This window comes from Paenibacillus sp. FSL F4-0243 (assembly GCF_037963295.1).
Classification (GTDB): Bacteria; Bacillota; Bacilli; order Paenibacillales; family Paenibacillaceae; genus Paenibacillus_AQ.
Map to the genome: position 1 here is coordinate 4,562,128 of NZ_CP150151.1, position 26,304 is coordinate 4,588,431.

The 26,304-nt window shown below is 41.8% G+C and carries 18 protein-coding genes; 6 read left to right on the plus strand and 12 right to left on the minus strand.

The annotated features are described in order from the left end of the window. Positions 1-16: 16 nt before the first annotated feature. The 4 genes from NSS87_RS20320 to NSS87_RS20335 all read right to left on the minus strand — a co-directional run bounded on the left by NSS87_RS20320 (position 17) and on the right by NSS87_RS20335 (position 5,229). Positions 17-2,281 carry a glycoside hydrolase family 3 C-terminal domain-containing protein gene (locus NSS87_RS20320; RefSeq protein WP_339242361.1) on the minus strand — a complete coding sequence of 755 codons (2,265 nt, stop codon included), beginning with the start codon at positions 2,279-2,281 and terminating at the stop codon, positions 17-19. Between the two features lie 33 nt (positions 2,282-2,314). Further along, on the minus strand, positions 2,315-3,670 hold the full coding sequence (locus NSS87_RS20325) for an MFS transporter (protein WP_076286555.1): 1,356 nt from the start codon (positions 3,668-3,670) through the stop codon (positions 2,315-2,317). 84 nt (positions 3,671-3,754) lie between these two features. Further along, on the minus strand, positions 3,755-4,660 hold the full coding sequence (locus NSS87_RS20330) for a phosphatase PAP2 family protein (protein WP_076286556.1): 906 nt from the start codon (positions 4,658-4,660) through the stop codon (positions 3,755-3,757). 227 nt (positions 4,661-4,887) lie between these two features. Further along, positions 4,888-5,229 (minus strand): DUF4181 domain-containing protein, encoded by a 342-nt coding sequence (locus NSS87_RS20335; protein ID WP_042189760.1) that lies wholly within the window; start codon positions 5,227-5,229, stop codon positions 4,888-4,890. A 413-nt stretch (positions 5,230-5,642) separates the two neighbouring features. Between NSS87_RS20335 and NSS87_RS20340 the strand changes: the two genes are divergently transcribed. After that, positions 5,643-6,074 carry a flavodoxin domain-containing protein gene (locus tag NSS87_RS20340; RefSeq protein WP_339242364.1) on the plus strand — a complete coding sequence of 144 codons (432 nt, stop codon included), beginning with the start codon at positions 5,643-5,645 and terminating at the stop codon, positions 6,072-6,074. Positions 6,075-6,169: 95 nt separating this feature from the next. Here NSS87_RS20340 and NSS87_RS20345 read toward each other — a convergent pair whose 3' ends face one another. Continuing rightward, complete coding sequence (locus NSS87_RS20345) at positions 6,170-8,239, minus strand: serine hydrolase domain-containing protein (RefSeq protein ID WP_339242366.1); 2,070 nt, start codon at positions 8,237-8,239, stop codon at positions 6,170-6,172. An 83-nt stretch (positions 8,240-8,322) separates the two neighbouring features. Then, entirely contained in the window at positions 8,323-9,045 is a 723-nt protein-coding gene (locus NSS87_RS20350; RefSeq protein WP_042189768.1) for an MOSC domain-containing protein, read from the minus strand. Positions 9,046-9,250: 205 nt separating this feature from the next. On the opposite strand from NSS87_RS20350, the gene NSS87_RS20355 reads away from it, so the two are divergent. The 3 genes from NSS87_RS20355 to NSS87_RS20365 all read left to right on the plus strand — a co-directional run bounded on the left by NSS87_RS20355 (position 9,251) and on the right by NSS87_RS20365 (position 12,542). Then, positions 9,251-10,714 (plus strand): ATP-binding protein, encoded by a 1,464-nt coding sequence (locus tag NSS87_RS20355; protein WP_231573307.1) that lies wholly within the window; start codon positions 9,251-9,253, stop codon positions 10,712-10,714. 92 nt (positions 10,715-10,806) lie between these two features. Beyond that, positions 10,807-11,658, plus strand: a complete 852-nt coding sequence (locus NSS87_RS20360; protein ID WP_042189770.1) for an AraC family transcriptional regulator — start codon at positions 10,807-10,809, stop codon at positions 11,656-11,658. Next, positions 11,658-12,542, plus strand: coding sequence for a DMT family transporter (locus NSS87_RS20365; protein ID WP_339248626.1), 885 nt, complete (start codon positions 11,658-11,660; stop codon positions 12,540-12,542). Before NSS87_RS20360 ends, NSS87_RS20365 begins: the two co-directional genes overlap by 1 nt. 176 nt (positions 12,543-12,718) lie before the next feature. Here the strand turns inward: NSS87_RS20365 and NSS87_RS20370 are convergent, their stop codons facing one another. From NSS87_RS20370 to NSS87_RS20395, 6 genes are all read right to left on the minus strand, one after another. Beyond that, a complete protein-coding gene (locus NSS87_RS20370) occupies positions 12,719-17,200 on the minus strand; it encodes a hypothetical protein (protein WP_339242369.1) in 4,482 nt (1,493 codons plus the stop codon). Beyond that, positions 17,187-17,945 carry a DUF6063 family protein gene (locus tag NSS87_RS20375; protein WP_042189773.1) on the minus strand — a complete coding sequence of 253 codons (759 nt, stop codon included), beginning with the start codon at positions 17,943-17,945 and terminating at the stop codon, positions 17,187-17,189. The genes NSS87_RS20370 and NSS87_RS20375 overlap by 14 nt, the downstream gene beginning before the upstream one ends. A 12-nt stretch (positions 17,946-17,957) precedes the next feature. Further along, complete coding sequence (locus NSS87_RS20380; RefSeq protein ID WP_339242372.1) at positions 17,958-19,463, minus strand: hypothetical protein; 1,506 nt, start codon at positions 19,461-19,463, stop codon at positions 17,958-17,960. A 181-nt stretch (positions 19,464-19,644) separates the two neighbouring features. Continuing rightward, on the minus strand, positions 19,645-20,451 hold the full coding sequence (locus NSS87_RS20385) for a carbohydrate ABC transporter permease (protein ID WP_339242375.1): 807 nt from the start codon (positions 20,449-20,451) through the stop codon (positions 19,645-19,647). Beyond that, on the minus strand, positions 20,448-21,323 hold the full coding sequence (locus NSS87_RS20390; protein ID WP_076121149.1) for a sugar ABC transporter permease: 876 nt from the start codon (positions 21,321-21,323) through the stop codon (positions 20,448-20,450). Before NSS87_RS20390 ends, NSS87_RS20385 begins: the two co-directional genes overlap by 4 nt. Before the next feature lie 28 nt (positions 21,324-21,351). Next, positions 21,352-22,644, minus strand: a complete 1,293-nt coding sequence (locus NSS87_RS20395) for an ABC transporter substrate-binding protein (protein WP_339242380.1) — start codon at positions 22,642-22,644, stop codon at positions 21,352-21,354. Between the two features lie 278 nt (positions 22,645-22,922). On the opposite strand from NSS87_RS20395, the gene NSS87_RS20400 reads away from it, so the two are divergent. Together NSS87_RS20400 and NSS87_RS20405 are read left to right on the plus strand one after the other, a co-directional pair. Continuing rightward, positions 22,923-24,476, plus strand: coding sequence for a response regulator (locus NSS87_RS20400; RefSeq protein ID WP_339242382.1), 1,554 nt, complete (start codon positions 22,923-22,925; stop codon positions 24,474-24,476). Between the two features lie 15 nt (positions 24,477-24,491). After that, positions 24,492-26,246, plus strand: coding sequence for a sensor histidine kinase (locus tag NSS87_RS20405; RefSeq protein WP_042189785.1), 1,755 nt, complete (start codon positions 24,492-24,494; stop codon positions 26,244-26,246). The last annotated feature ends 58 nt before the right edge of the window (positions 26,247-26,304 follow it).

Consider the following 26,304-nt stretch of genomic DNA (forward strand, 5'->3'; position numbering starts at 1 on the left):
TCTCACTCTCCCAGATTTATTTATTGGAATTCAATAGATTAATCAGCTCATCTAACCCTTGTTCCGTCATAGTACCTTGACTGAACATAACCATTGCACGAATCGGCATGTTGCGCATCATCTCGATCATCATATCCGAGCCATCCTGAAGCATGGGCATCATCTCACCAGCTTGTGACAGCATAGCTTGAATAATAGCAGCAGCCTGTGGATCTCCCATAAGATCACCTATAGTTGAATTACGGGTATAGGATTTAGCGAGGGATACAGTTGATTCAACAACCACAGACTCAACAAGCAGGATCTCTTGGGAAGAAGCTCCCACCAAAATTTCAAATTCACCGGTTTCCACATGCCAATCTTTCAGCTTCACGTTATAATAAGCAAACGCTCTGCTATCAAGCGTAAAGCTTACCTGCTTCGTTTCCCCAGGCTGCAGATCTACCTTCGCGAAGCCCTTTAACTCCTTCTCTGGCCGCACCATATTACTGAGTACGTCTTTTACATATAGCTGTACTACTTCTTTGCCTTGCATAGCGCCAGTATTGGTAACCTTCACGCTTACTTGCAGCGTGTCAGTATCTTTCAAAGAGTGCGAACTTACCGAAAGATCAGAGTATGCAAATGTTGTATAGCTGAGACCATAACCAAAAGGGAATAAAGGTGCAATTCGCTTAGCATCGTAGTAGCGGTATCCTACGAACAATCCTTCCTTGTATTCAACGGTATCTCCTTCGCCAGGGAAATTTAAGTAGGAAGGATTATGTTCCAGCTGCAAAGGGAAGGTCTCTGCCAGCTTACCTGATGGGCTTACGTTTCCGAATAACAGATCGGAGATGGCACCACCAAGCGCTTGCCCACCTAGATAACCCTCAAGCACAGCTTTGACGTTGCTGATCCAAGGCATTTCAATGGCCGATCCGTTACTCAGCACAACGACAGTGTTAGGCTGAACATCAGCGACTGCTTCGATCAGGCGGATCTGACTCTCTGGAATACGAAGATGAGTCCGGTCGTAGCCTTCAGACTCATAGCGCTCTGGCAATCCGACGAACACAATCGCCGTATCTGCTTGTGAAGCGGCTTCTATGGCTTGCCCAATAAGTTCCAGACTCGGCTCATCGCTATCAGAAACGTAACCTTGAGAATAACTCAATTTTGCATATGAACCCGCTTCTTCTAGAAGGCTGTAATATATATCATCCAACCTAGTTGGCTTGATATGTGAGCTTCCACCACCTTGGTAACGTGGATTACGGGCAAAATCACCAATCACAGCATAGGAGCCTTCACGTTTCAGAGGAAGAAGACTACCCTCATTTTTAAGGAGTACCATGCTTTCTCTGGCAGCAACTCTAGCTAATTGGTGATGTGCCTCAGGATCATAGGAAGCATTTTCTTTGTCATTCTCAACAGCTTTGAAAATAATAGAAAGCAAGCGACCCACCGCACGATCCAGTGCTGCTTCAGATAATGTTCCGCTCTGAACCGCATCGATAATCTTCTGATCACCGGCACCATTACTTGACGGCATTTCTAGCTCCAAACCTGCCGCTAAGCCTTTAGCTCGCTCATTCACCGCGCCCCAGTCAGAAACTACGAACCCTTCATGTCCCCATTCTTCTTTTAATATATCCGTGAGTAAATACGGATTCTCTGAAGCATACTCACCGTTCACCTGATTGTAGGAGCACATAACGGTCCATGGCTGCGCTTTTTTCACCACGCTTTCGAAGCTCGCCAAATAGATTTCCCTTAGTGTACGCTCATCTACAATTGCATCTACAGACATACGCCGATGCTCTTGATTATTTGCAGCAAAGTGTTTTAACGAAGTTCCAACGCCTTGGCTCTGAACGCCTTCAATATGGCCTATTGCCATCTCGGAGGATAAATACGGATCTTCAGAGAAATATTCAAAATTGCGGCCGCATAAGGGTGAACGTTTAATATTAGCTCCAGGCCCCAGTAAAATAGAGACATCTTCTGCCTGACACTCTTCCCCAATGGCTGCGCCTACCTGCTTGATTAGCTCCCGGTCCCAAGAACAAGCCATTCCAGCTCCTGCCGGAAAACAAGTAGAAGGGACACTATCGAATATACCCAAATGATCATTCCCAGCTTTTTGCTTACGCAGACCATGTGGACCATCTGTCATCATGATGGATGGAATACCTAGTCGTTCGACGGCTTTTGTCTGCCAAAAATCTAGTCCTGAGCAAAGACCTGCTTTTTCCTCTAAAGTCATTTGTGCAATAATTTCTTGAATGTTAGGTACCATGTTCATTTCACTCCTTATGAATGACTAGTTTCTTTACATAGCGATAGAAGAATTGCGACGTTCCTCGAGCTCACGCATCATAACGGGTTGATCCTTGTCAAGACGATAGAACAACAGCAAAGTAATCATAATAATTTGGCCAATAATCGGTGCCCACAAATAGTTAAATGAAATCGCAGCTAATGCGGATTCTGACTGCGCCGTGGAGTTAGCTACATAACCACCCATCGACAATATCACCCCACCAAGTGCTCCACCGAGTCCCATCCCCACCTTAACCCCAAAACTAGCAGCAGAATAAAGTAGGCCTTGTGCCCGAACACCTGATTTCCACTCCCCATAATCAACCGTGTCGGCCATCATTGCAAAAATCAGACCTGCTCCTACTCCCATGCCAAGCCCGCTTATAAGAAGCCCTGCCAACAGCACCGGAACAGAAAGGGCATTCCCCCCAGTAATTGCAATAAGGTAGCCAATGATAGAAACCACTGATCCCATAATAATTGTGTTCCTTTTCCCAATTTTCTTCACTACAAAAGGAGCGATCACCATCGAAAATATCATCAACAATTGCATCGAATTCACGATAGGAATGAGTTCAGGCTTTTTCATATAATAGGTCATATAATAAATGCTGGTCTGTCCTTGTATCGATGTTGTGATCCACAGGAACAAGCTCATCAGAAGCATGATCAACCAAGGCACATTGCCTTTGAGCGCTTTAACACCTTCTCGCATCGGAAGCGGTTTTTCATCAATGGCTTTTACTCGTTCTTTAGTGTTCGCAAACATGTTTAGAAACAGCAGCAGTGCAATGCTTGAGAACAAGATCATGGTGACCAGAAAACCCTTTGCTTGATCGCCACCACCAAAAGCTTTCACAAGCGGCATCGTTCCAGCACTAACTGTAACAACCCCAATCACGGCGAATATCATACGAACCGTATTGATCACTGTACGTTCATTAGAATTACTAGTCAGACTTGGCAGGATTGCAGACAGTGGTAGATTAATACCGGAATACATAATACCGAGCACGGTGTACGAAATGTATGCGTATACAAGTTTGCCCGTATCACCAAAATCCGGCGTCAAAAACATAAGTACTGCTGTCAAGCTGAAAGGAACAGCAAGCCAAAGAAAATAGGGTCTGCATTTCCCCCACTTTGTTTGCGTGCGGTCAATCATGACACCAATGAACGGCTCGACGATCGCGTCGATTACCCGTGCAACAAGAAATACCACAGCTACCGCACCTGGGTTCAGACCAAACACATCCGTATAGAAGTACATGAGGTAAAGTGTTGTCATCTGGAATATCAGATTTGACGCGGTATCCCCTAGCCCATAACTGATTCGCTCTCTCCATGGCATTTGATTTTCATTCATACTACCATCTCCCCTGCGCCGCATTTTGTTAGCGCTTTCTTAATTGCATTGTACTGAAGCTGATTCTTTTAAACTGTCCGTATTTTAACGAAAATAGGGGGCATTTTTATCTTTCAACAGAGCGGTAGCGTTAGGCTGACTATTAGGATACAGATCAACCTTAAAGAGCTTACAGAACAGCAGCATACAAGTAATTGTAATAAATGCTCCAAATAATACATCCGTTGCAAAATGATCTCCCATAATGACGCGGCTAGTCGAGGTGCTGATTCCCCACACTACCGCACAGACAAGCATGATATTGCGCCATTTATTAGCGAAAGGCATAAACATCATCCACAGCATCATGGTCCAGCCATTGGCAGAGTGACCCGAAGGAAAGGATTTGTATGCTTCCGTTGTGACGCCGTTCTCTTGAATGCCTTGGGGGAGAAACCAGCTTGTAAATAGAGAATAATCGCCCTCCATATTACGAAAACGCATCCTGCCCCAAAAGATTTTGAGGACATTTACAAGCAGAATCTCCGCGAATACGATCACGATAGCTGCCCAAGCAGCACGATTATACTGTCTTAGCGTTTGAACAGCTATACGGTTCAATAGCCATTGACACAACGTTGCAAATAGTACGGTTATAATTAAACTGTTGATCATAACATGATCTCCATCCAGCCCATACCCACGAGTTAAAGTAATCGTTATAATACCAAATCCACTAAGTAGGATGAATAATCCGGACACCAGACGGACCATAATCTTCTTTATCAACCGTTCATTTCTAACCGTACTAAATAGAATACTCCCAGCTGCGAATAACACTAGAAAAGCTGGATGTTCTCCATATACCTCAAAAAACCAACCAAACCGCGATTCATGTTCGTTATACAGAGCTTTGGATAGATTCAGATCATTAAACGTAAAGATCGTCATTAACATGACCCATACTATAAGAAATCCCCATATAAAACGTTTTGTCCCTTTTGTCGTCATCTCCTCATCCCCTTTATACTCATTTAGGAAACGCTTACATTTGAGATTATAAAGCTCCATTCATGAATTCGGATAGGCGAATAATAACTAAAACTAGGGTAGATTTTAACCCTCCTCTTATGTGAAAAAGTGATCAATACATCAAAAGGATCGTTTATCTACAATAAGCAAAAAAGCCTAATCCCTTGTACACACTGAAAGGAGATTAGGCTTTATGGTACAAACGATTAGAAAAGGAAATAAACTAACACCACACCTTCAACTAACAAAATCAGTGAAACGATATGTTGTTTCGTATGCTTTAAGAATTTCCAATCAATAAATGACTGAAATCCTAGGGAAATAATTATGAATACAATCCAAAACCACTTCATTCCCATCCCCTGCACGCCATCAGCTATCATTATGACAATTACCGAAATTAATCCAATAAGTCCGAGTATTAATTTACCTTTTATATTTAGCTCATTACCGTCGTCAGAAAGTTTTTCTTTATCCGGGCCAACAATCCATATCCTTAGAAAAAAACCAGAAAAAGCAATAATTAATAATAAAAATGGAATGATCAATCCTGATGCCCTCCTTCTAAGAAGTTATTCATATTTATTTCTTATCATTAGTTCTTTGATTTCTCTTAACTCATTTAATATTTCTTTTGATATTTGCGTACTTCTAGAGTTATCGATGCCTAATTTAATCACGAATACTCCAAGCAAAAAATAGATGACTAGCATTACGATAATACTCAACTTATCTCCACTCCCCTCTTTATCGTTTGATTCTTAAAAGATGTAGTTAGTGATACCTTAATTATTCCTATGATACCATAATAAGGGTGTATGATTAACGCATGAGAACTTGTTTCTAACTTGACAAAAGATCTGCATTTTCGATAGTATAGATAATATCTCGATTATCAAGATATTCGATTTTCGAGGGTATTTTGAAGCCTGAACAATTTAAACTGAAAAGAGGGACCACAATGGCAGTACTTATTCTATACGCTACAAAATCAGGGGCAACAGAGCAATGCGCAAAGGTATTATCAGAAGAGCTTCCTCAGAGTAAGATCTGTAATATTGAAATAGAGAAGCCAAGTCTTGAGGCATTTGATAGCATTATTTTAGGTGCTGGAGTAAGAGACGAGAAAATATATAAAGCGATTCGTGATTTTATCAAAAAAAATAAAGATGAGTTACTAAATAAGAAGATGGGCTACTATATTTGTAACGAAAAACCAAAGACTACGGAGGAGTTAATTGAGAAGAATTTTCCGGATGATCTAAAACAAGCTGCGGTTTGCATCGAATCCTTTGGCGGTTATAAAGCCTATAAGGCTCCCAAAGAAGGTACTGATCAGCTCAAGGGGATTTTTGTAGATAAAATAAAAGAGTTTTCTAAGAATTTTAAATAGGGAATATAGAATTTTCTAATAAAAATCCTGTTATCCAGATATATTATCTGGATAACAGGATCTTTTTTAATAAAATATACTTAAATGGTTTATTACTACTTGATTGTCAATTCAAACTTCGCACCCACATCGCTTACAAATACAATCTTCCCGTTACTCGGAAGTTTAACTTGCGTAAGACCACTGACAGTAGAGAAATTCACACACACACCATTCGCATCATAAACAGCAAAGGAACCTTTAGGTGGTAGCCCTACTGTCATCAACTTGCCTGATGCTGTCTCAGGTACTTCATACCATCTCGCATATCCATCTGCTTGAATGGTTACCAATGATTGCGGGCCGGCATAGATAGGTTTAATGGCATCCTGCGTTATAAATAATTGGTTTCCAATCTTGAGATACTCCACGCCCTCTTTATTTTCAAAAACAATATCCGCAAGATCGCGCCCACCTAAAGTTGGAATTTGCACGGTCATTTCAGCTTTATTCGGCCCAGTTATTTTATTTGAGCCCATATAGCCCGGTGCATCAGGGAACATAGCAATTCCAGCTACTGGCATACTCATGTAAAATTGTGAGCTATACTTCTCACTGACATCAAAATACAATTTCCCTTGACGCTGCTGCCAAGCTGACAAGACCTCATTGGATAAAGCGTTTGCCTCTAGCTTTTCAGCTGAATATTGAGAAAGAGCAGTCTCACCAAGCCCTGGAATGACCCCGTACCCTTGAATCCAAAGGTAGACACGACCATTGCTTTCCTTCACAAAGCTGACTTTATTAGTACCCGTTGCATCTAAGAATTCACCGTTTGTATTATACGAAAATTTCTGAGCTGGAAATGTAGGTGCCATAATCGAAGATATACTCAATTCCCCAGCTTTACTAATCTCTATCTTCATCAGTTGTGTAGAATCAGCATAGACACCAGCATAATCCAGCAATTCCTGCGGCATAACCTCTTTGTTCGAAGCTTTAAATGTAGGTGTAGGTTTTAATTCCTTGATAACTCCCTTTTCTTGTAGCGCACTGAGCAATATTTCGTTAGCAAGCATCTGATCGGTTGTGCTATCCCCACCAGAAGATACCACAGCTGCTGCCATCTGCTGATCAGGCAATACAACAAGTGAAGTATGATACAGAGTTGTATCCCCACCCTTTGTCAGAGCTTTGATCTCGTACTGATTGAATGGATATAAATTTACACTGTCCCAGCCCAATCCATACGCAAACGAATTATCTTTTCCTTTTGGCCACATTCCACGCTTGTACTCCTCTTGCTCCATCGCTTTTACTGATTTTTCTGACAGAAGTTCTTTCGATCCTCCAGTGAAAATAGTTGCAAATCGCACCAAATCTTCAGCCGTAGAATAGATGCCCCCTGTTCCAATCACGTTAATCGTCTCTTGGGGTAAAGCGGCAGGGTAGGTAGCATTGTATACACTTGCCAGCTGTCTAGAATCCACAGAATCTACTGGCGTTTTCGTATGCCCAAGCCCTAAAGGACCTGTAAAATTCTGATGGATGAATGTAGTGAAGTCCATTCCACTAACTTTCTCAACAATCAACTCCGCCAGCGTAAATCCATCATTACAATATACTGAGTAGGCTCCTGGATCTGCCTTTAGGCGTTGAGTTGTCAAAGTCGCTAGCAAATTATCTTTGGCGATAGAATCAGAATCATTGAATAAGAAAGAGTTTGATAAGTTCGAACCCCCAAGACCTGATGAATGATTCAGCAGCATTCGTACGGTGATTTGCTTATAGCGTGAATCTTCCATTGTAAAATTATTCAGATACGATACGACAGGTGCATCCAAATCTACCTTTCCTTGATCAACGAGCTTCATAATAGAAGCGGTCGTATACATTTTACTCGTCGAGCCAATTCCATACATCGTTGTAGTGCTTGGTGCTGTCTTGCTCTCCACATGGCTGTATCCAGCTGTGCCGCTCATAACGATATTATCGCCATCGATAAGAGCATATTGGAGACTTGTCGTTCCTATCTTTTCCGTTAAGAATGCTGCCTTCTCTGCTGCGACCTTCTGAGTGTTCACATATGTTTGCGTTTTGCTGCTATCCGCTGCTAATGCATTCGTTGGAAGATAAACTACTAAAAGTAAAGATACCATCAACAGGGATATTATTTTCTTCTTCATACATTCCCTCCCGCTATGAATTTTCCATTCCTTTAAAGGGTAAATTATCCATATGAGAATGTAAAGGACGTTTATATCATTATCTAATCCATTAATTCTACTTTGTCTCCGATTCTGATTTCCCCTGTCTTAACTACAGAAGCGTACACTCCGAAGTGTAGTTCAAACTCTTGGTTTAGTTTTTTCAATAATTTAGGGTCTCTTTCCTGACTATCCGGGTCCATCGTGATAACCATACATCTCTCACAAAAACTATCTACCTGTAGCTGAACATCTCCTATGGAGAGCTGCCGCCCGATCCAATCCCCTTCGAAAAGAGATTCATCGCGTAGAGCTATAACAAAGTTCCCACGAAACCGGCGCTGATCTAAGGTATGTCCCCACGCAGCCTCTAGCTTCTTCAAACTAGCATCCGTAATGAGTAAAATACTGGCGCCATCCACCGATAACAATTGCGGGTGCTCTGGCTGTGGATGTGAAGCTTTTATACTAGACATGGTAATTTGCGTTTTAGTTTGGCTTTGGATTTCTTCCAATAAATGCTCATCCCACCCAAAGGTTCGTCCATCCGAAGCCCTTACATGAATTTCTCCATTGATAAATTGCGCTTGGTAGGTCAGCATTTTAGGATTATTTCTAGCCGTAAAATACCGCCACCAGCCCTCTTTTGACTCATCATAAAAGGCACAGAAGCGATCCCCTAACATTCCATACGGTTCTATTACACAGGTTTCCAATCGTTCACCTGCAAATGACTTGACTGGATAGCGATTAATTTCTCTGATTTCACCAACGATTGATTGCACGGCACAACACCTCCACTTTCTAAAAATACAACATATCCTTTAATTCTAACTGAAATCGTTTGACTCTTGCACCCTTATTTTCACAACAACACATAGCTATTTCGAACGATTCTCGATCATATAAAAATTTATATATTTTATTTGATTATATGTTTTATACTATGACTATTACATATAGTGGAAAGAATATGAGAGGTGAATAGCAGTGCGGTCCAATGAATTCCAAAGTTTTGATTTTGCTTTTACACATGCTGTAATTGGAATGGCTCTAGTTTCGTTAGATGGAACGTTCCTAAAATGGAATTCAGCCCTAAGTACCCTATTGGGATATGATCATAACGAGTTAATAACACCTTCACCATCCGTCCGAACCCTTCTAAGTCAGATCCATGAAATTGCTGAGCTTGGAAGGTCTCTTTCCTCTATGAACATCCATCCGCATCGATTCCAACAGGACTACTACCTACCAACCGGACAGCTGTTATCAATAGAGATCTCCATATCTATCGTTTCTGATGCTAATGGTGCATCCCTATATTATTTTACTCAATTTGAGAACAAGACCTTGATCAGGCATATAGAAAATCAGCTGCAAGAAGCGGAAAGCAGTCTACTAGAAAAAGATAAATCATTCCTGCAACTCCTGGAGGGATTACCTCTGACCGTTGTTATTACAGTAAAAGGGATTATTCAGTATGTGAATTCAGCGGGCTTACAGTTAATCCATGCGGAGAGCCTGAATCAATTGGTGGGTACATCCACTACTAATATTGTAGACCTTTCCAATCATGCTATCCTCCAAGAACGAAGGGAAAGATATTACAGTGGTGACACGATTGGCTCTGTTTGCTACTTAATTAATTGCTTAAATGGTCAGCAGAAATTTGTGGATGGATTCACATTACCGATTATCTTCAATGGAAACAAGGCATTTATCGGAATATTTAAAGATGTCTCTCAGCAAATGCTGGAAGAAGAACGGCTAATCCAATCCGAGAAATTATCTACCGCAGGGCAATTAGCAGCTGGAATCGCTCATGAAATCAGAAATCCGCTTACCGCCATTAACGGCTTTATGAAGCTGCTTCGCTCTTCCGAGCGCATGAATGATAAATATTTTTTCATTATTGAGTCAGAATTGAAACGCATCGAATTTATCGTCAACGAGCTGCTGGTCTTATCCAAGCCACAAACGACGCATGTCAGTAAACCAGTGGATTTATTATCTTTACTAGAACAAGTCACCACACTAATGAATGGACAAGCTGCACTGAAAAACCTTCAGATCCTCCCTGTCTGTACAGATCACTCCATATGGGTCCATGGTGAGGCTTATCAGCTGAAACAGGTATTTATTAATTTACTTAAAAATGCGATGGAAGCAATGAATAGTGGAGGAAACATATATATTCATGTGCTTACGAATGAAAGCGAAGCCCGAATCAGCGTGCAAGATGAAGGTTGCGGGATGACAGAGGAACAGATTAAAGCACTTGGTAAACCATTTTATACGACAAAAGAAACAGGAACAGGCCTTGGATTTATGATCACGCAGAATATTGTACATAATCATGGCGGAGCGATCACTGTAGAAAGTGTTCCTGAGCAAGGCACTACATTTACGGTAACCATTCCAAAAATTTTAGAGCCAGAGGAAGCTGTCATATAACATAAGAAGTCCCGGAAACGCAACATCGTGCAAGAATGCACCTGATTTTCACATTATAATGCTTATACATAACTGGAAAAGAAGGTGCAGCAGTGACTCGTGAAGTTCGGACAATCGTCTTCGATAGCGGCTTGAATTTTGAGGCGTATCGCTTTGAAGGGATCATGCAAAAATTCCCTAACCATTTTCATGACTATTACGTTATAGGTTTTATTGAACAAGGCAAAAGACTTATGATTTGTAACAATGAAGAACATATCCTTAACAGCGGAGATGTTATCATCTTTAATCCGCAAGATACCCACAACTGTGAACCGATGGACGGAAACTCTTTTGATTACCGCGCCTTCAATATTCAGCCTGAGATAATGCGTAAGTATGTGCTTGAAATTACCGGCATGGACTACTTGCCTCGGTTCACACATAATGCGCTATACCAAAGTGAACTGGCAACCTCATTACACGATCTACATCAAATGATATTAGAGGATCAAACTGATTTTCAAAAAGAAGAATTGTTTCTGTTTCTCCTGGAGCAGCTTCTGAGGGAATATTCCGATGCAGAGCCTTTCTATTCTTCACAAGACCTTACCTCTGAAATCAAAACCATTTGCGAATACATAGAGACTCATTATGCGCAGAATATTACCCTCAATCAATTAAGTGAATTGACAAGCTTAAGCAAATATCATTTACTGCGTTTATTTACCAGACAAAAAGGGATATCTCCTTATCGATACTTGGAAACCATTCGGATTATTCAGGCCAAGCGACTTTTAGAACAAGGAGTACTCCCCATAGAAGTGGCCTCACTAACCGGATTCAGCGATCAGAGCCATTTCACAAATTTTTTCAAAAAATTGATTGGCTTAACCCCTAAGCAATACATGCGTATATTTATTCAGCAGCCGGGACAAACGCGATCAACGGAACGCATGATATGATGGATCAACGCAAGACCAATACGGGACATCTGCTGGCACTAATTACGATTATCATCTGGGGAACGACCTTTATCTCTTCAAAAATACTATTAACGGATTTTACGCCTGTTGAAATTCTGTTCTTCCGCTTTCTTTTGGGTTACTTTGTATTGTTACTGATCTATTCACGTCCAGTGCGAACGAAATCCATTAAGCAAGAATTACTATTTATTTCAGCAGGATTATGTGGAATTACTTTATATTTTCTTCTAGAGAACATTGCCCTAGTCTACACCCTTGCTTCCAATGTAGGCGTGATTGTCTCAATTGCTCCATTCTTCACAGCTGTGATTGCTCACTTCTTTTTGGAGGAAGAGAAATTTCATCGTCAGTTTATATTAGGATTTGTAATTGCGCTGTCTGGAATTATATTAATCGGGCTAAATGGAAGTTTTCTTCTAAAACTGAACCCGATCGGAGACCTATTGGCTTTCATAGCCCCTATGGTTTGGGCCATTTACTCTGTATTAATGCGAAAAATAAGCGATTTACAGGCTCATACGATTGGGGCTACCCGTAAAGTATTTTTTTATGGAATCTTATTTATGCTGCCAGCTTTATTTATCTTTGATTTTCATTTGGATCTAAGTAGATTCAAAGAAATCCAAAATATTACTAACATCCTCTTTTTAGGACTGGGAGCCTCTGCTTTATGTTTTGTCACCTGGAATCGGGCTGTAGGAATCTTAGGAGCCGTAAAAACAAGTGTGTACATATATATTGTGCCTGTAGTTACGGTGGCAGCCTCTGCCCTTATCCTGAATGAAAAGATCACTTGGGCAACTTTGCTGGGAATCTTCTTGACGCTAACCGGTTCATATATTTCTGAACGCAAACCGAAATAATCATTCATCTCCTAGAATTAAAATAAGATGCTATTCCAATATATGGAGTGGATCTAAAAACTAATTAGGGAAAACCTCCCTAATTCATCCTAAACGCGAAAAAAGGGGCGTACCGGAGTAGCTTAATGCTACTTCGGTACGCCCCTTTCATTATGGACGCTGGTAAACGCTGCTGATCAAAACAGTGAAACAGGAATGAGCTTTCTTCCTCCCTTGACTAGAGTGGATTCTAGCATGTCCCCTTTCACACCTCCGAAATAGAGCTGCCAGTATACACCAAAGCGAACGCTGACGTCATTCTTCACAAGCTCCGGCGGCGTAACAATCAGCCACTGAAATTTGAGAGCCTTAGAAATTTCAAATACGGGATCAAGCACGTTATTAGAAACCATTTCTCCAAAAGGATTGTCATATAAAAAGACCGTCCACCCTTTGTTCTCACGATTTACACGTTTATGCGTCATGATCATCATGGCTACCAGCAGCTGTACAGATTGGCGTTGTCCACCACTGCCGACAGCCTCATCCAGTGTACCCCGATTGATGATCTCCCAGTCGGAATAATGATAATCTTCCGGAGCGGCGTAGAGGAAGTAATTTTCCGTTACTGGTTTATATACCTGAAGAATCGGGAAGCGATTCTGAAGCGCCGCATAGACGATTCGTCCGTCATTTATAACCTCTTTGATTACCAGCGCTGGTACTTGTTCAATCTTTGGATATTTTGAGAGTAGTTCATTGATACACCGATTGAAATAGTCGCTCACCATCGGCTCTACCTCATCACTTGATCTCGGTATACTGATATTCTTATAATTCAGGCGTACCAGCGGGAAAGCATAATTATTCTCGTTATGAATAATCATCCGACGTTCCATTCGCTTCATAATATCAATGATTTGTACTACACGATAAGAAGCCCGGGCGACCCACATCTTGCGGGACAGATCCATATCCTCCTTATCACTTTGAATGCTCTCAATCTGATCGCGTGAGCTACGTAACATCGAATCTAGGACTTGCTGAGCAATAGCGAAGTTATCCCAATGAACCGTATTTAAACGATCTAGAATCTTGGTCTCCAGTTCAGAATTCCGTTCGTTTTTGGCAAGTTTTCCGGTTAATGAATTTTTCTCTTCCTTCACCTTTCTGGAGACCTCGTCCCGTCTAACTCGGCTATCCTTAATACGAAGAAGCCAGTCAGCAACCAGTGACTCACAGCCTTCTCTTACGCTCAGCATTAATTCTTCTGGCACAGTCCGTAGATTGACCCGATCCTCAATATGTGCATTCATGATCTTGATTTGATTGGATAACGTCTGAATAAGCGTATCCATTCGTTCCAAAGATCGTTTACACTGGTTAAGCATGAGCTCATTCTCTTGGAAACGCTCTTGAATGTCCGCCTCTTTTTGCTCGAGTAGCTCATTCCAAATTTCCACGGCACGCTCATGTTTCTCTTTGATTCCTTTTTCTACCTTACGCAATTCCTTCTGCAAATTCTCCAATTCGGTTTGGCAGCGGATGAAAGAGTCGTGAACCATCTGATAGTCTTCTTCCAGTGAAGCAGTTTCCGACTTTTGACGGTTTCTTGCAGCCATAATGGATTCAGTAGATTCAGCAGGCTCTGTTACCTTCCGCCAATTCTCATCCACTTGATTCAGGCTGGCTTCAAGCTCCGTTAGATTCTCGCTCGCCGCTTTAATCTGGGCGGCTCTTGTTCGAATTTCAAGCTCATTCTCCGTCAGAGATTGCTGCAGACTTTCAACCGTACTGAGCTGCTGCAACAGAAGGTTCTGCTCTACAGGATCTATTGGTGTGGGGTCCATATCATCCGAAAGCTGATGATATGTCGGAAATACAATTTCAGGGAACCAATGTTGCAGTCTAGGAAACAGAGCATACTTGGCATCTCCCATCCATTTCTCACGCTCTCCGCCAAGGCTTACCATTTGCGCTTCAAGATGCTCAAGTTGCTGGTCCTTACTCGCAAGCTCTTTGCTCACTAGACTCTTACGATCTGTATACTTTTTCTTCTCCTTTTGATCCTGCTCATGTTTCTTCGAACGTTCAATCCAACCTTGCAACGCTGCTGCTCTCTGCTCATGCTCTGCACTAAGCGCTTTATTCTCGATAAGTTCCCGACCGATCCGAGCAAGCGTGCTCTCGTTCTCATTAATCTCGTTGCTCAGACTGATAATGCTCTGCTGAAGTTCACTTTGCAGTTTCATAAGAGTATTGCGTTTGGCTGTAATCGTCACAGTGTTCTCTGTTTGATATAACCGCTCATATTCCTGACGCACAGATTTCAACTTCGATAAATAAGCCTCCGCGTCCTGAAGCACTTGTTCTTGCTCCTTAAGCTTCGCCTGAATACCGCTCTTAAAGTTTAAGAACCGATCTGGCTCCAGTACCATTTGTGGGCCTTGGTTAGCTAGAAGCTTAAAAGATACTGGATCTGAAGCTACCATCTCTTCACGGATAAAGATTGGCACCGCTGATTTCAGCAGCGTGTCCTTCAGCAAATCCGGTTTGATTTTATCAGCTTCGCGCCGGGAAACAATCAGACTATAAGGAAGGAGTGGATAGCGCTCTAGTTCTTCCTCACGTTCAAGGTATGGACGATCATTTAAATAGGAACTGCCCGGTGTGGATTGAATCTTGAGCGAATCGAGTGTATCCTTGACCGCGAGAATATCTGAATTCGGCAGCCAGTAGGATTGGTTCTGAAGTTCCACGTCCATAAGCTGATTATAGTACTCTCGTCTGGAACGTTTTGTCTGCTGCTCCACTTCATCCATTTTTCGGATAAATCGTAGTTGAATCGTATCCTGCTCTTCAAAAAGGCCAGTAGCTCCCAAACGATTATGTTCATCAAACATTTCCAGTAGAACAACAATCTGTGACCATAATTGTGATTCTTTATAGGTCTGCGAATCAAGCAGTGCCCCGAGCTCGTCTACCTCTCGTTCATAAGAGCGATGCTTCTCGCTGAGTTCTGCGTGATTCTTATGCAGTGCCAGCTTTCGGTTCTCTGCCTCTTTATGCTGTTCGTCTAGCACTTCCATATCCAGAATTATCGTTTTGGCAGCTGAAATCGTACGTTGAAGCGCCGCCACCGGAGCATGTGCAGCGTCCTGACCATGCTGAGCTGCGAATGTTCCGAGTTCTTCTGTATATTGACGGATAGATAACGTCAAATCATTAATCTGGATATCCAGGCCTGCTAACTCCAACAGGAAGCTCTCCCGCTCCTTGCGCAGACCCTTTTCTTCAGTCGTCAGTGCTCGCTCTGCTGTTCCAAATCCTCTGATCGTTTGTTGCCAGAGGCTTGACACCACATCCCATTGTTTACGAAGCTTTTCTTTAGCCGTCTGAATGACCTCTTGACGTTCTTTCATCTCCAGAGATCCTTCGATTGCTTGAATTTCTTTCTGCCATTGCTCAATTTGTCGTGTGTGGAGCATACGTTTAGCTAAGAAATGAGCCACTTCTAGCTTTTTCTCCTGAGCCTTGGAATCGTCCAGCCGTCCACGTGCACGTCTCTGATCATCACTAAGCTTTTTGAACTCATCTTGTTTCAGTTCCATTTCTTCCTTGCTGCGCAAATACTTTAGATTGTCCGTCTCAAATCGCAATTGCTTCGCATCCTGATAACGCCCCGCCAGTTCATTACCAACCTTACTTCGCTCTTCTTCCGCATTTCTCTGTTCTTCATGAATAACCGTAAAGATCTGACGCCCACGAAGTTCCGTTTCTTGAACAACACTCTCTGCCTCTACTCCTAGCTTCACCAGCTCGTATAAAGGTGCAGCCATGCCAAGAAACTCTGTATAGACCTGTTCCCGCTGTTCAAGCATCGGTAGACGCTGAGCTACTGTCGCCGTGTCAATAAACATCCGCTGCAGCGTATTGTCTTCTTCTTTGGGTCCCTCATTTAGACTGGAGCCGATCTCAGGGATAATTAGCTTTTCGAATAAGTTATGGTTAGTAAAGGCGTCATTCTTCTTAAAATAACCTTTAATACCGCCCTCTTCCCCATTGATCCGCCGCATATTGCGCCACTCGGCGATATGGATATCCCGGGTAGCCAGGAAATCATAATATCTTTTTAAATCCGAGCTATGGCTACCAAAAGGTACAATTTCCCCTCGCCGATCTCGTATAAATTGCTGGATCGTTTCAAAACTCGTAGGTTCAGCAGTCTCTTCATCGAAGAGTGGCAACGTCGAAAGGGTGAGTTCAGATGCATCGCCATAATCAGTAAGTGCGTATAGAAGGTAATCCACTTTAATATCCTGCTGATCCAGTGAGTTATGTGCCGTCATAGCAATACCAGTCGTCATATATTCATTACGCTCATTGTTGTCCAGATGCCATTCGATAGCTACATGAAAGGTGTAAGGTTTAAGTTGTTTTTTATGATTATGAAAAAATGCTTCCACCTGGTTCTCACTATCTTTTCCCCATGGCGTTTTGGGCATTAATAACTGAAATATGGATTGCAGCAGTACGCCCTTCCCGCCACCATTCATAAGCGTAATAAGCGTATTGCTTGGCCCCTCTTCGTTACAGAGATCCAGAATCATATCATCATATTTCTTGAGCATTTTCTCGTATTTAAGTCCTGTAATCCGTATGCGTTCAATCCGCGGCATTAATAGCACCGTCTTTCTCAGCTAAAGTTCGTCCGATGAGTTTCTTCAATTCCTGATACCGGTCAACATCATGATATAAATACCGCATTCTCTCATAAAGCTCTTCCCGTGGGAATATCCGCTTCTCTGACTCCGAGATGAACACGAGCTTCTCCTCTTCGAGGAGCTTCATGCCTTCATGAATCAGCCCAATTCGTGAGCCTGCGCCTCTTGTCAGAAGATCGCTCTCTTCCTGACTCTTAGTTTGCATATAGAGGTTAGTCCACACCTTGGACATCGCTTGAATATCCAAGCGCCACTGCTGACTAAACCGACCTTCATCATCCATCTGCATCCATGCTTGGAAAAGTGAAGACACCTGATCGGATATCTGTATATAGGACATACTGTCCTGCCCGGACTTAAAGTGAGTCTCGTCCTGATCCATCTCGGCCAGAAACACAAGGATGATGATATTAATGATATGTAAATGAGTTTTACGCTCAATTCGTGAGTATTTATTCTTCAACTGGGTAAAGTTGGTGGCGAACACTGACCCGAGTGGATTGACCAACAAATGGAGACGGTGTCCCGAATTCATCACTCGGCAGCCTGCCTCCTTGGCAACATATTGAAGCGCATCATATGTTCCTGCATCCTGCAGGCATTCCGCTGCCGCAGGATCATCGAGAGGGATTACTTTTTTACGAAGTAATTCAAAAAATAGCCGTGAAGCTTGCTGTACCTGTTCTAATGTATAACTCATGCTAGTAACCTCTCACCTCTCCACGATCGTAATAGTATATGGGCTCATGTCTAGACCAGACCAGCGTACCCTTAGGCCTGATTCTTGCGCAATGCTCGTCCGCAATAGCTTGCCGCGCAGGCTCTCCAATTGAGGATCATCCGCAAGTACATAACGGATTAGCAACTGGCATTCATCGGATCCGTTGCTGTTCTCAGGAGCCTGCTCTTGCACAGTAATCTCTGAATGAAAAAACTGCACCCACAGATCGACAGCATCTGGTGTGCGTGCCCATCTTGTTAATTCCTCCTCGGTAAAAGCTTCTGTAGTAAACGTAAAGCTTCCCCGCTCGGCTAGCGCACTGAACACAGGCTTCCACAGTTCAACGACTTCCGCCCATGGAATACCTTTAGGAATATATTGAGCATTCTCAGCATAGAGCTCATCTTCAAGTTCATCTATTACTATATCCGGGATAAAACCAACCTCTTGCTCCTCCCAAGCCCAGGGAAGCGGATAAACAAAATCCTGATTCGGAGCAAACAATCCGCCAAGAAGCAGTTCAAGGCTGTCGCCGCTTGGAAGCCCCTCTTCTTTAACCCATTCCTCCCAGATATGAGTACGGAAGTTAAATCCGGCTGCTCCCCAGAATAATTCAGGGAAGTTCAATCTTAAATTAGTCTCCACCTCAAAAATGTTCAAGACTATCTCGGCCAGTTCATCGTGTACTCGCCTAGAGAGCTCCACTCGTTCTGAAAGAATACGAATCTCGTTAAAGTCGATCACATCTTTCTCGTCATTGGCAAGCCGGGCCAGAGAACGATGAATGTTATCAAAATGCTTGCGTTCTTCCTCGAACTGCTGATGAATTTCTTCGAGTCGCTGATGCCGAGCCACTCCAAATTCACTGAAAATATGCTTCGGGTTACGGCGCAATGCATTCCTGTATTCCTGCTGTTCATGGGTCATCTTCCGGACCCGGGAGATAAGCTCATTCACATCCTGAAGTGCCCTTGTTACACGTCCATGCTTAATATGCATTTGAATCTCAAGCAGCTTGATGCTGATCTGAAACTCTTCAATAATCTCATGACTCATAAAAATAAGCTCCATGGCATATTCGGAGAGACGATAGATTGTTCTGCCGCTCTCTTCCCAGCTACTGCGGGTCGCATCCTCATCCACCATGAAATACTTATATTTCTGCACAGACATTTGCCGAGCCGCATCATCATAATAATAGGATTCAAAATCCCCACCATTTCCGCTCCAGAGCAGGCCGTCTACTAAACGTTCTACGGATTCGGTAGTCCCGAGATTCGCAATATTGAACCGTTCCAATGCAGTCCAAGCCAACGCTATTATATCTTCCTTGGATCTTCTCTCATTGGATTCTAGCTCCAAATAATAGACTTGCAACAAGATGCTTAAAGACACCATTTCTTTGTATGGTTGGATTTCGCCAAGGTTCATCCCAGCCCCCAGATTCCATAGGGGATTCAATCGTTTATTTCGTTCGCCAAAATCCGACCAATTCATCTTTCTGCCATCCTCACCAAATAAAAATAAAACCCGTATACATCCGTATAGGGTTCTGAAGTACGCGAATATATGTTTCTATTATATCAATTCATCGAAGGTTGTGCTATTTATTGTTAAACAAAACCTTATAAGGACGGAGACAATTAAATGCCCCCGTCCCTACTATATCATTTTGTTACTACTTCACAGATCCGAGCATCCCTTGCACAAATTGTTTCTGCAGCAAGAAGAAGATTAATACTGTCGGCAATGTAGTGATAACTATGGAAACCATAATCATGCCATAATCTGGATTATAAGACGAAGCTAACGATGACACGATCAAAGGCAGTGTTTTCTTATCCTGACTTTGGAGTGCAATCAACGGCCACAGGAAGTTATTCCAATTACTCATGAATGTAATAATCGCTGCTGCCGCATAGGTTGGTTTCATGGTTGGCATATACACTTTTGTGAATAATCTCAATTCACCCAGCCCATCCACACGACCTGCTTGCAGCAATTCTCGCGGGAAGGATTTGGTATTCTGCATAAAAAAGAAAATCATAAACGCGGTTGTAATGGTAGGCAGAATAACTGCTACAGGCGAGTTTAAAATTCCAAATTTACTGAACATCCGGAACAGTGGAATCATGATCGCTGCAAACGGCATCATCATGGAGAGCATTAGAATACCAAACAGGCGATCTTTACCTTTCGTCCGATAAATCTCGAATCCATACCCTGCGATCGAGCTAAGCAGCAATGTTAAGAGGGTACCCACGACCGCGATCAGAGCAGAATTCCAGAACGCCTGGCCAAGGTTGGTCGAGCCGAATAAATGACTTACATTATCGGAAAAGCTTGAGCCAAACGAGAATTTTCCTTTTACTATATCCGAAGAAGTATTCGTCATCCCAATAAGCATCCATACAAAAGGAAATAGAGAAATGACAGACGCTATGATTAAAAAGAAATGAATGACTGATTTATTTAGCTTGCTCAATCTTTTTCGCCTCCCACCTTAAGTTGAAGAAATGCCAACACAGCTACCATGATTACAATGGCATAGGAGACTGTAGCCGCATAACCAAAGTTAGGAGTATATACGAACGATAGGTTATAGATATAATTCGATATCGTCATTGTCGAGTTACCCGGTCCACCATTGGTAATATTAACGACCTCATCAAATAATTGCAGCGTACCATTCGTTGAGATAATTGCTGTAAACAAAATAATTGGTTTCAACATTGGTGTAGTGATACTGAAGAACTGCCGAGTCTTTGAAGCTCCGTCAATAGAAGCCGCCTCATACACACTAGGATCAATATTTTGCATAGCAGATAAATAGAAAATCATGTTGTAACCCGTCCAACGCCATGTGATTGCTAGAATAATAACAATACGGGCCCAAAGTGGGTCAGTGAGCCATCCAACAGGCTCACTCACTAAATGAATGGACATAAGCATACGGTTGAGAATACCGTCTACAGAGAATATGCTTTTGAACAAGACTGCATAAGACACCAATGAGGTTACACACGGGAGAAAAATCGCCGTACGATAAAACCCCTTAAAGCGCAAACCAGGCATATTAAGAAAATAGGCAATGATTAAGCCCAAGAACAACATAATTGGCACCTGAATAACCAGGTATAATAAAGTATTCGAGACCGCTTGTCTAAACATAGGGTCGGAGAATAGACGCACATAGTTTTTGAGCCCTACAAAACTGTACACAGTCCCTTTCCCTGATTGAAATGATAACAGTAATGATTGAATCATGGGATAGAAGCTAAACAGCATTATGATCAGTGAAGGCCATAATACGAACTGCCATCCCGCGATAGTAGATTTATTCCACTTTTTCTCCATATCCTATTCCCACCTGCTAACTTTATATTTATTGCACCTGTTGTTCGAACAATTTTTGGATGTTAGCTAAGCTTTGCGTCAAATCCGCGCCATTCAGAATGTTTGGCAATTCATTTTTAAGTGCATCTTTTGCTTCCTGTGTATACATTCCCAGAGAAATCCCCGGAACTTCTGTAGACCATTTCGTGAAATCGCTGTAGATAGCTTGACCACCAAAGAACTCTGAGGTTTGACCATAAGCCTCACTGGAGAATGCCGGAATAAAGGAACCCACACCGCCATTTTCCGTCAAGAATCGCTCGTAGAATTCACTGCTGGAGCCCACTGTTTTGGACAGGAAATCAATCGCAAGATCTTTATTAGCTGAGCCATCAAGCACGAACCAGCTGGAACCGCCTTCATTCGATGCATTAACACCACCATCAATTCCCAATCTTGGCGTTGGCGCTACTTTCCATTTACCACTTTGATCTTTAGCGTCCATGATAGATGATACCTGCCACACTCCCGATACTACTGTAGCTACATCACCAGCATTAAAGCTGCCTACAAATTCACTCCAGCCTGTAACAGGCTTAGCAATCCCGGAATCAGAAATCGCTTTGTATACACGAAGGGTCTCTGTCATTACAGGGTTATTAACAAAGTTTCCTTTATTGTCAGGTGTGATGTACCACGATCCACCCGATTGCAGAAGAATGGAGGTTAAGGCTTCATCATTTGGATTAATGGTCGCCATGTATTTGCCCGTCTTTTCTTTTACAATTTTACCGATTTCAATATAACGATCCCAAGTGATATTCTGTAAGTCTGCATCCGTAAAACCTGCTTCCTCCAGATAATCCGAGCGGTAGAACATACCTGTTGAACCAATATCAAAAGGAACACCATACATTTTACCGTCTACCTTAAGTGCATCGACCTTGTATGGAGAGAATTGAGTGTAATCAATCTTGTCACCAAAATCTGCGAAGGTATTTGGATATGCGTTTACATATTTTTGAATATTAGGATCATTTACCAGAATAATATCTGGAAGACCGTCTTTAACATCTGCTGCCAGATTAGTATTCAGCTTTTGTTCCAAGTCCGTTTTGGCCATTTCAACAACCTCTAGCTCAAAATCAGGATTTTCTTTTTTGTAAAGATCTTCAGCGATCTTTAAAGCTGCACCATTAAAGGAAGGGTCCCAGGCCCAAGCGATCACTTTTTTCTTAGTAGTACCGCTTTCATTTTTCTCCGCTGAATTTGATGACCCGCAAGCAGCGAGTACCGTTGCTGTCATTGATACTAAGAGCAATACTGATAACCATTTTTTCAATTTCTACAACCCCTTTTGACTTTGTATGTAAGCGGTTCATTCTTTAACGCTTGAACCTAATTTTAGAGAATTCAAAATGATAAGTATAATAATCATTCGTTCTTTCTTAGTAGTAATTATTGTTCATTTAATAAATGTTATTTTTTTCCTAGTAAAAATTATGGTCGATAGCACTTTTTATTTGTATATAGCTTTTCAAACCAGATCCCATACCGTAATATGAAAGATTGTTATATGATGAGAAAAATACAACAAGAGAAATAACGGGGTGTCCTACTATGAACAATAACGTTTCAACCTATCGGGTGATGATCGTAGACGATGAAGCCATCCTTCGAACGGGGATTATGCATTTATGTAACTGGAGCAAATATGGAATTGAAATCGTTTCCCAGGTCTCAAATGGCCAAGATGCGCTCGACCATATCGAATCCACACGTCCACATGTCGTCATCACCGATATTGTGATGCCAGTTATGGACGGAATAGAATTCTCAAAAATCATGAAAGTGAAATATCCGGAAATTAAAATTATCGTATTAAGCAGCTACAGTGAATACGATTATGTTCGGGAAGTCTTTAAATACGGCGTTACTGATTATTTACTCAAACCGAAAGTCTCTTCTGCTGAGCTTATAACTTTAATCCAGACATTGTGTGGTTCAGTGAACTTACAAACATCCGGTAATATTCGTCCTAATCTGGACATTTCGTTGATCCTTGCCCAATGGCTTGAACATGATTCGTTACCAAATGAAGAATCTATAGACTTGCTCACAAAATATTTTCGAGGAAATTGCTTTATGCTGGCAAAAGCCAGCAACAGCTTACTTCTGTCCAGAACAGAGTGGAGTCAAAACCAAATGGAGGAGCTCCTTCTTTCATTGGCAAAGCAACATTTATCTAATAACTTAACCTATTCTTTTATATTCCTTAAGACAGAATTTCTAATTCTCCTAAACTATGAGGAGACTGCAGCTCAAAATATAATGACATCAATTCAATCATTAGCTGAGGCCGTGAAAGAAAAGCTTCTGTATATCTCATTTATTCTTTCCAATCCATTTTCCGGTTTAGAACAGATTAAGGAAGCGCATTTGCGATTAACACCGTACCTTGGCAAACTGATCTATTTCCCAACACAAGTAGTAGTTCCGGAAAATGCAATTCTCATTCCTAGCGAAAAGTTATCTTTCGACCTGAATCAGTTTACTTCATTGTTACGGATTTTGGCTATAGATGACGCCAGAGAACAATTGAAAGCGTTTTTTCTGAAAATCTTATCTACACAGGACTATGACGAATATAGCTTGAAACGTTTATGTCAAAATCTCATCTATACGGCAATGAGTACACTTGAGCATATTAAGCAGCCCATTTCTGAGCTTGGTTCGTCCAGACTAAAGTTATTTAAAACCATTGATTTAGCTTATAGCATCAATGAATTAGAGAGTATTTTGATACAATTCCTAGATGCACTGAAATCCAGTATGAAACAAACAGATCAACAATCGATGATTCTGCACCAGATTTATGAATACGTCAACAAACATTATGCTAATGAAATCTCATTATCAGAAATGGCAAATACCTTGCATCTTAACTATAGTTACCTCTCCTCTTATTTCAAACAGCGAACGCAAGAGAATTTAACTACATATATCAGCAGGGTGCGAATAGATAAAGCGAAAGAACTGCTGCTGGACCCTAATTTAACCGTATCAGAAATTAGCCGTTTAACCGGATTCTCAGAACATAATTATTTCTCGAAGGTATTCAAAAAAATGACTGGAAAGACTCCTGTGGAGTTCCGTACTCAAATCTCCCAGTAAAGACAGGTGAACGGCTTGCTTCGTAAGAATAGTATCTTTATCAAAATTCTAATCCTTATGTTAATGGGGATTCTTGTAATCTCCTTCATCCTTACCATGGCCTCCTCGAAAATTTCAGAGCGGATTCTACTAAATCAAGTCGTCCAGAATTCATCCGCCAATATGAATTTGGTAAAGAATGATTTACTACGATACAATGACCAGGTTGTGAATACGATGCTGCAGATAAACAGTAGTGTTGAATTTAAAAATTATATTACCAAGCCGGCTCTGACCTCGCTTGAGCATACCAATCTGGTTATGAGTCTTGGAAGATATATTGATATCTACAAAGATTACCTCAGTCCCGACAACTCCCATATCATTGTTTCGGCAATGCCGGGAAAAGGAGGACGCCATTATTCAAGCAATAACTTGAAATGGGATAAAATACCGGATGAAATCGTATCGGATTATATGACGATTAATGGAGTTATCCCCAATCGAATTCAATATCATAGCAGTTCAGATCTTTTCAAAGAAACTGTACCCTATAAAAACTATATTTTTGCTACGAAACCTTTGGTAGATAGTGCTTCCGGTTCAATGTACGGATATACAGCCGTTGTTATGGACGAGCTTAACATCTATCTTAAATACAGCCCCTACATTTCGGAAGGCATTCATATCTCGCTTATCTCAGCAGAGGGTACGATTCTCTCCAGCAGCAATAAGGCTTCCATTAGCACGTATAATTCCGTTCTTCTATTGAATGCCATGAACGCTGTGGAGCAAGGAGGTATCGTCACAAATTCAGAAAATAAACAAACCTATATTTCGTATTTCCTTCCGGAGTTTAATGCCTACATTATGGAGGAGGTTGATCAATTAACTGCATTTGCGCCGCTATATACAATCTCAAACGAAATCATCAAGGTAGTTAGCATTGTACTGGTGATTAGCATGTTGTTTGTCTATTGGCTTAGTAAACGAATCATTCAGCCCCTGAATCAGTTAGTCAATACGATGAAAACGTCCAAAGGGGACAGTCTGAAATTGCATCCCTTGCAGGAAGATGGCAGCTACGAGACTAATGTATTAACCAAAGCCTACAATCATCTGATTAGAGAAATTGACCGGTATACCGAAAGAGTTGTCTACGAACAGCAGGAACGCCGGAAGGCAGATCTCAATGCTCTGCAAATGCAAATCAACCCTCACTTCCTGTATAATACGCTGAGTTCGATCAAATATTTAGCCAACATGCATCGGACCCAACAGGTGGATCAAACGATCGATAGCCTCATCTCCATGCTTCAGAATACCTTAGGATCTACAGAGGACATGATTACTGTAAAACAGGAGATAGAGACTTTAAAGCATTATGTATTTATCAATCAGATCAGATACGGTGATCAAATCGGTGTCCACTTTGAGATTTCTGAAGACAGTACGGAGCTGTTGGTCCCCAAGCTGATCATTCAGCCTTTTGTGGAAAACGCGTTTTTCCATGCTTTCCCTGGATACGTCAGCGGCAATATTCAAATCTTCATCTCCCAGCGGGATGAGCATTTAATCATCGAAATTATGGACGATGGTATAGGGATGCCGAACGCTCCTGAGCAGGTGAATGTAAGCAAAAAACATCATTTATCAGGGATTGGCATCCAGAATGTTCATGATCGAATTCAGCTGCTCTTTGGATCACCTTATGGTATCCACATTGAAAGCGAGCCAGGTTATGGCACAGCCATAAAAATAATCATCCCTGCTGCGAAATATAGTTCATGATCAAAAAAAGGGCTGCCCCAAAAGCCATGAAATGGCTGAATGGGACGCCCCGTTTTAA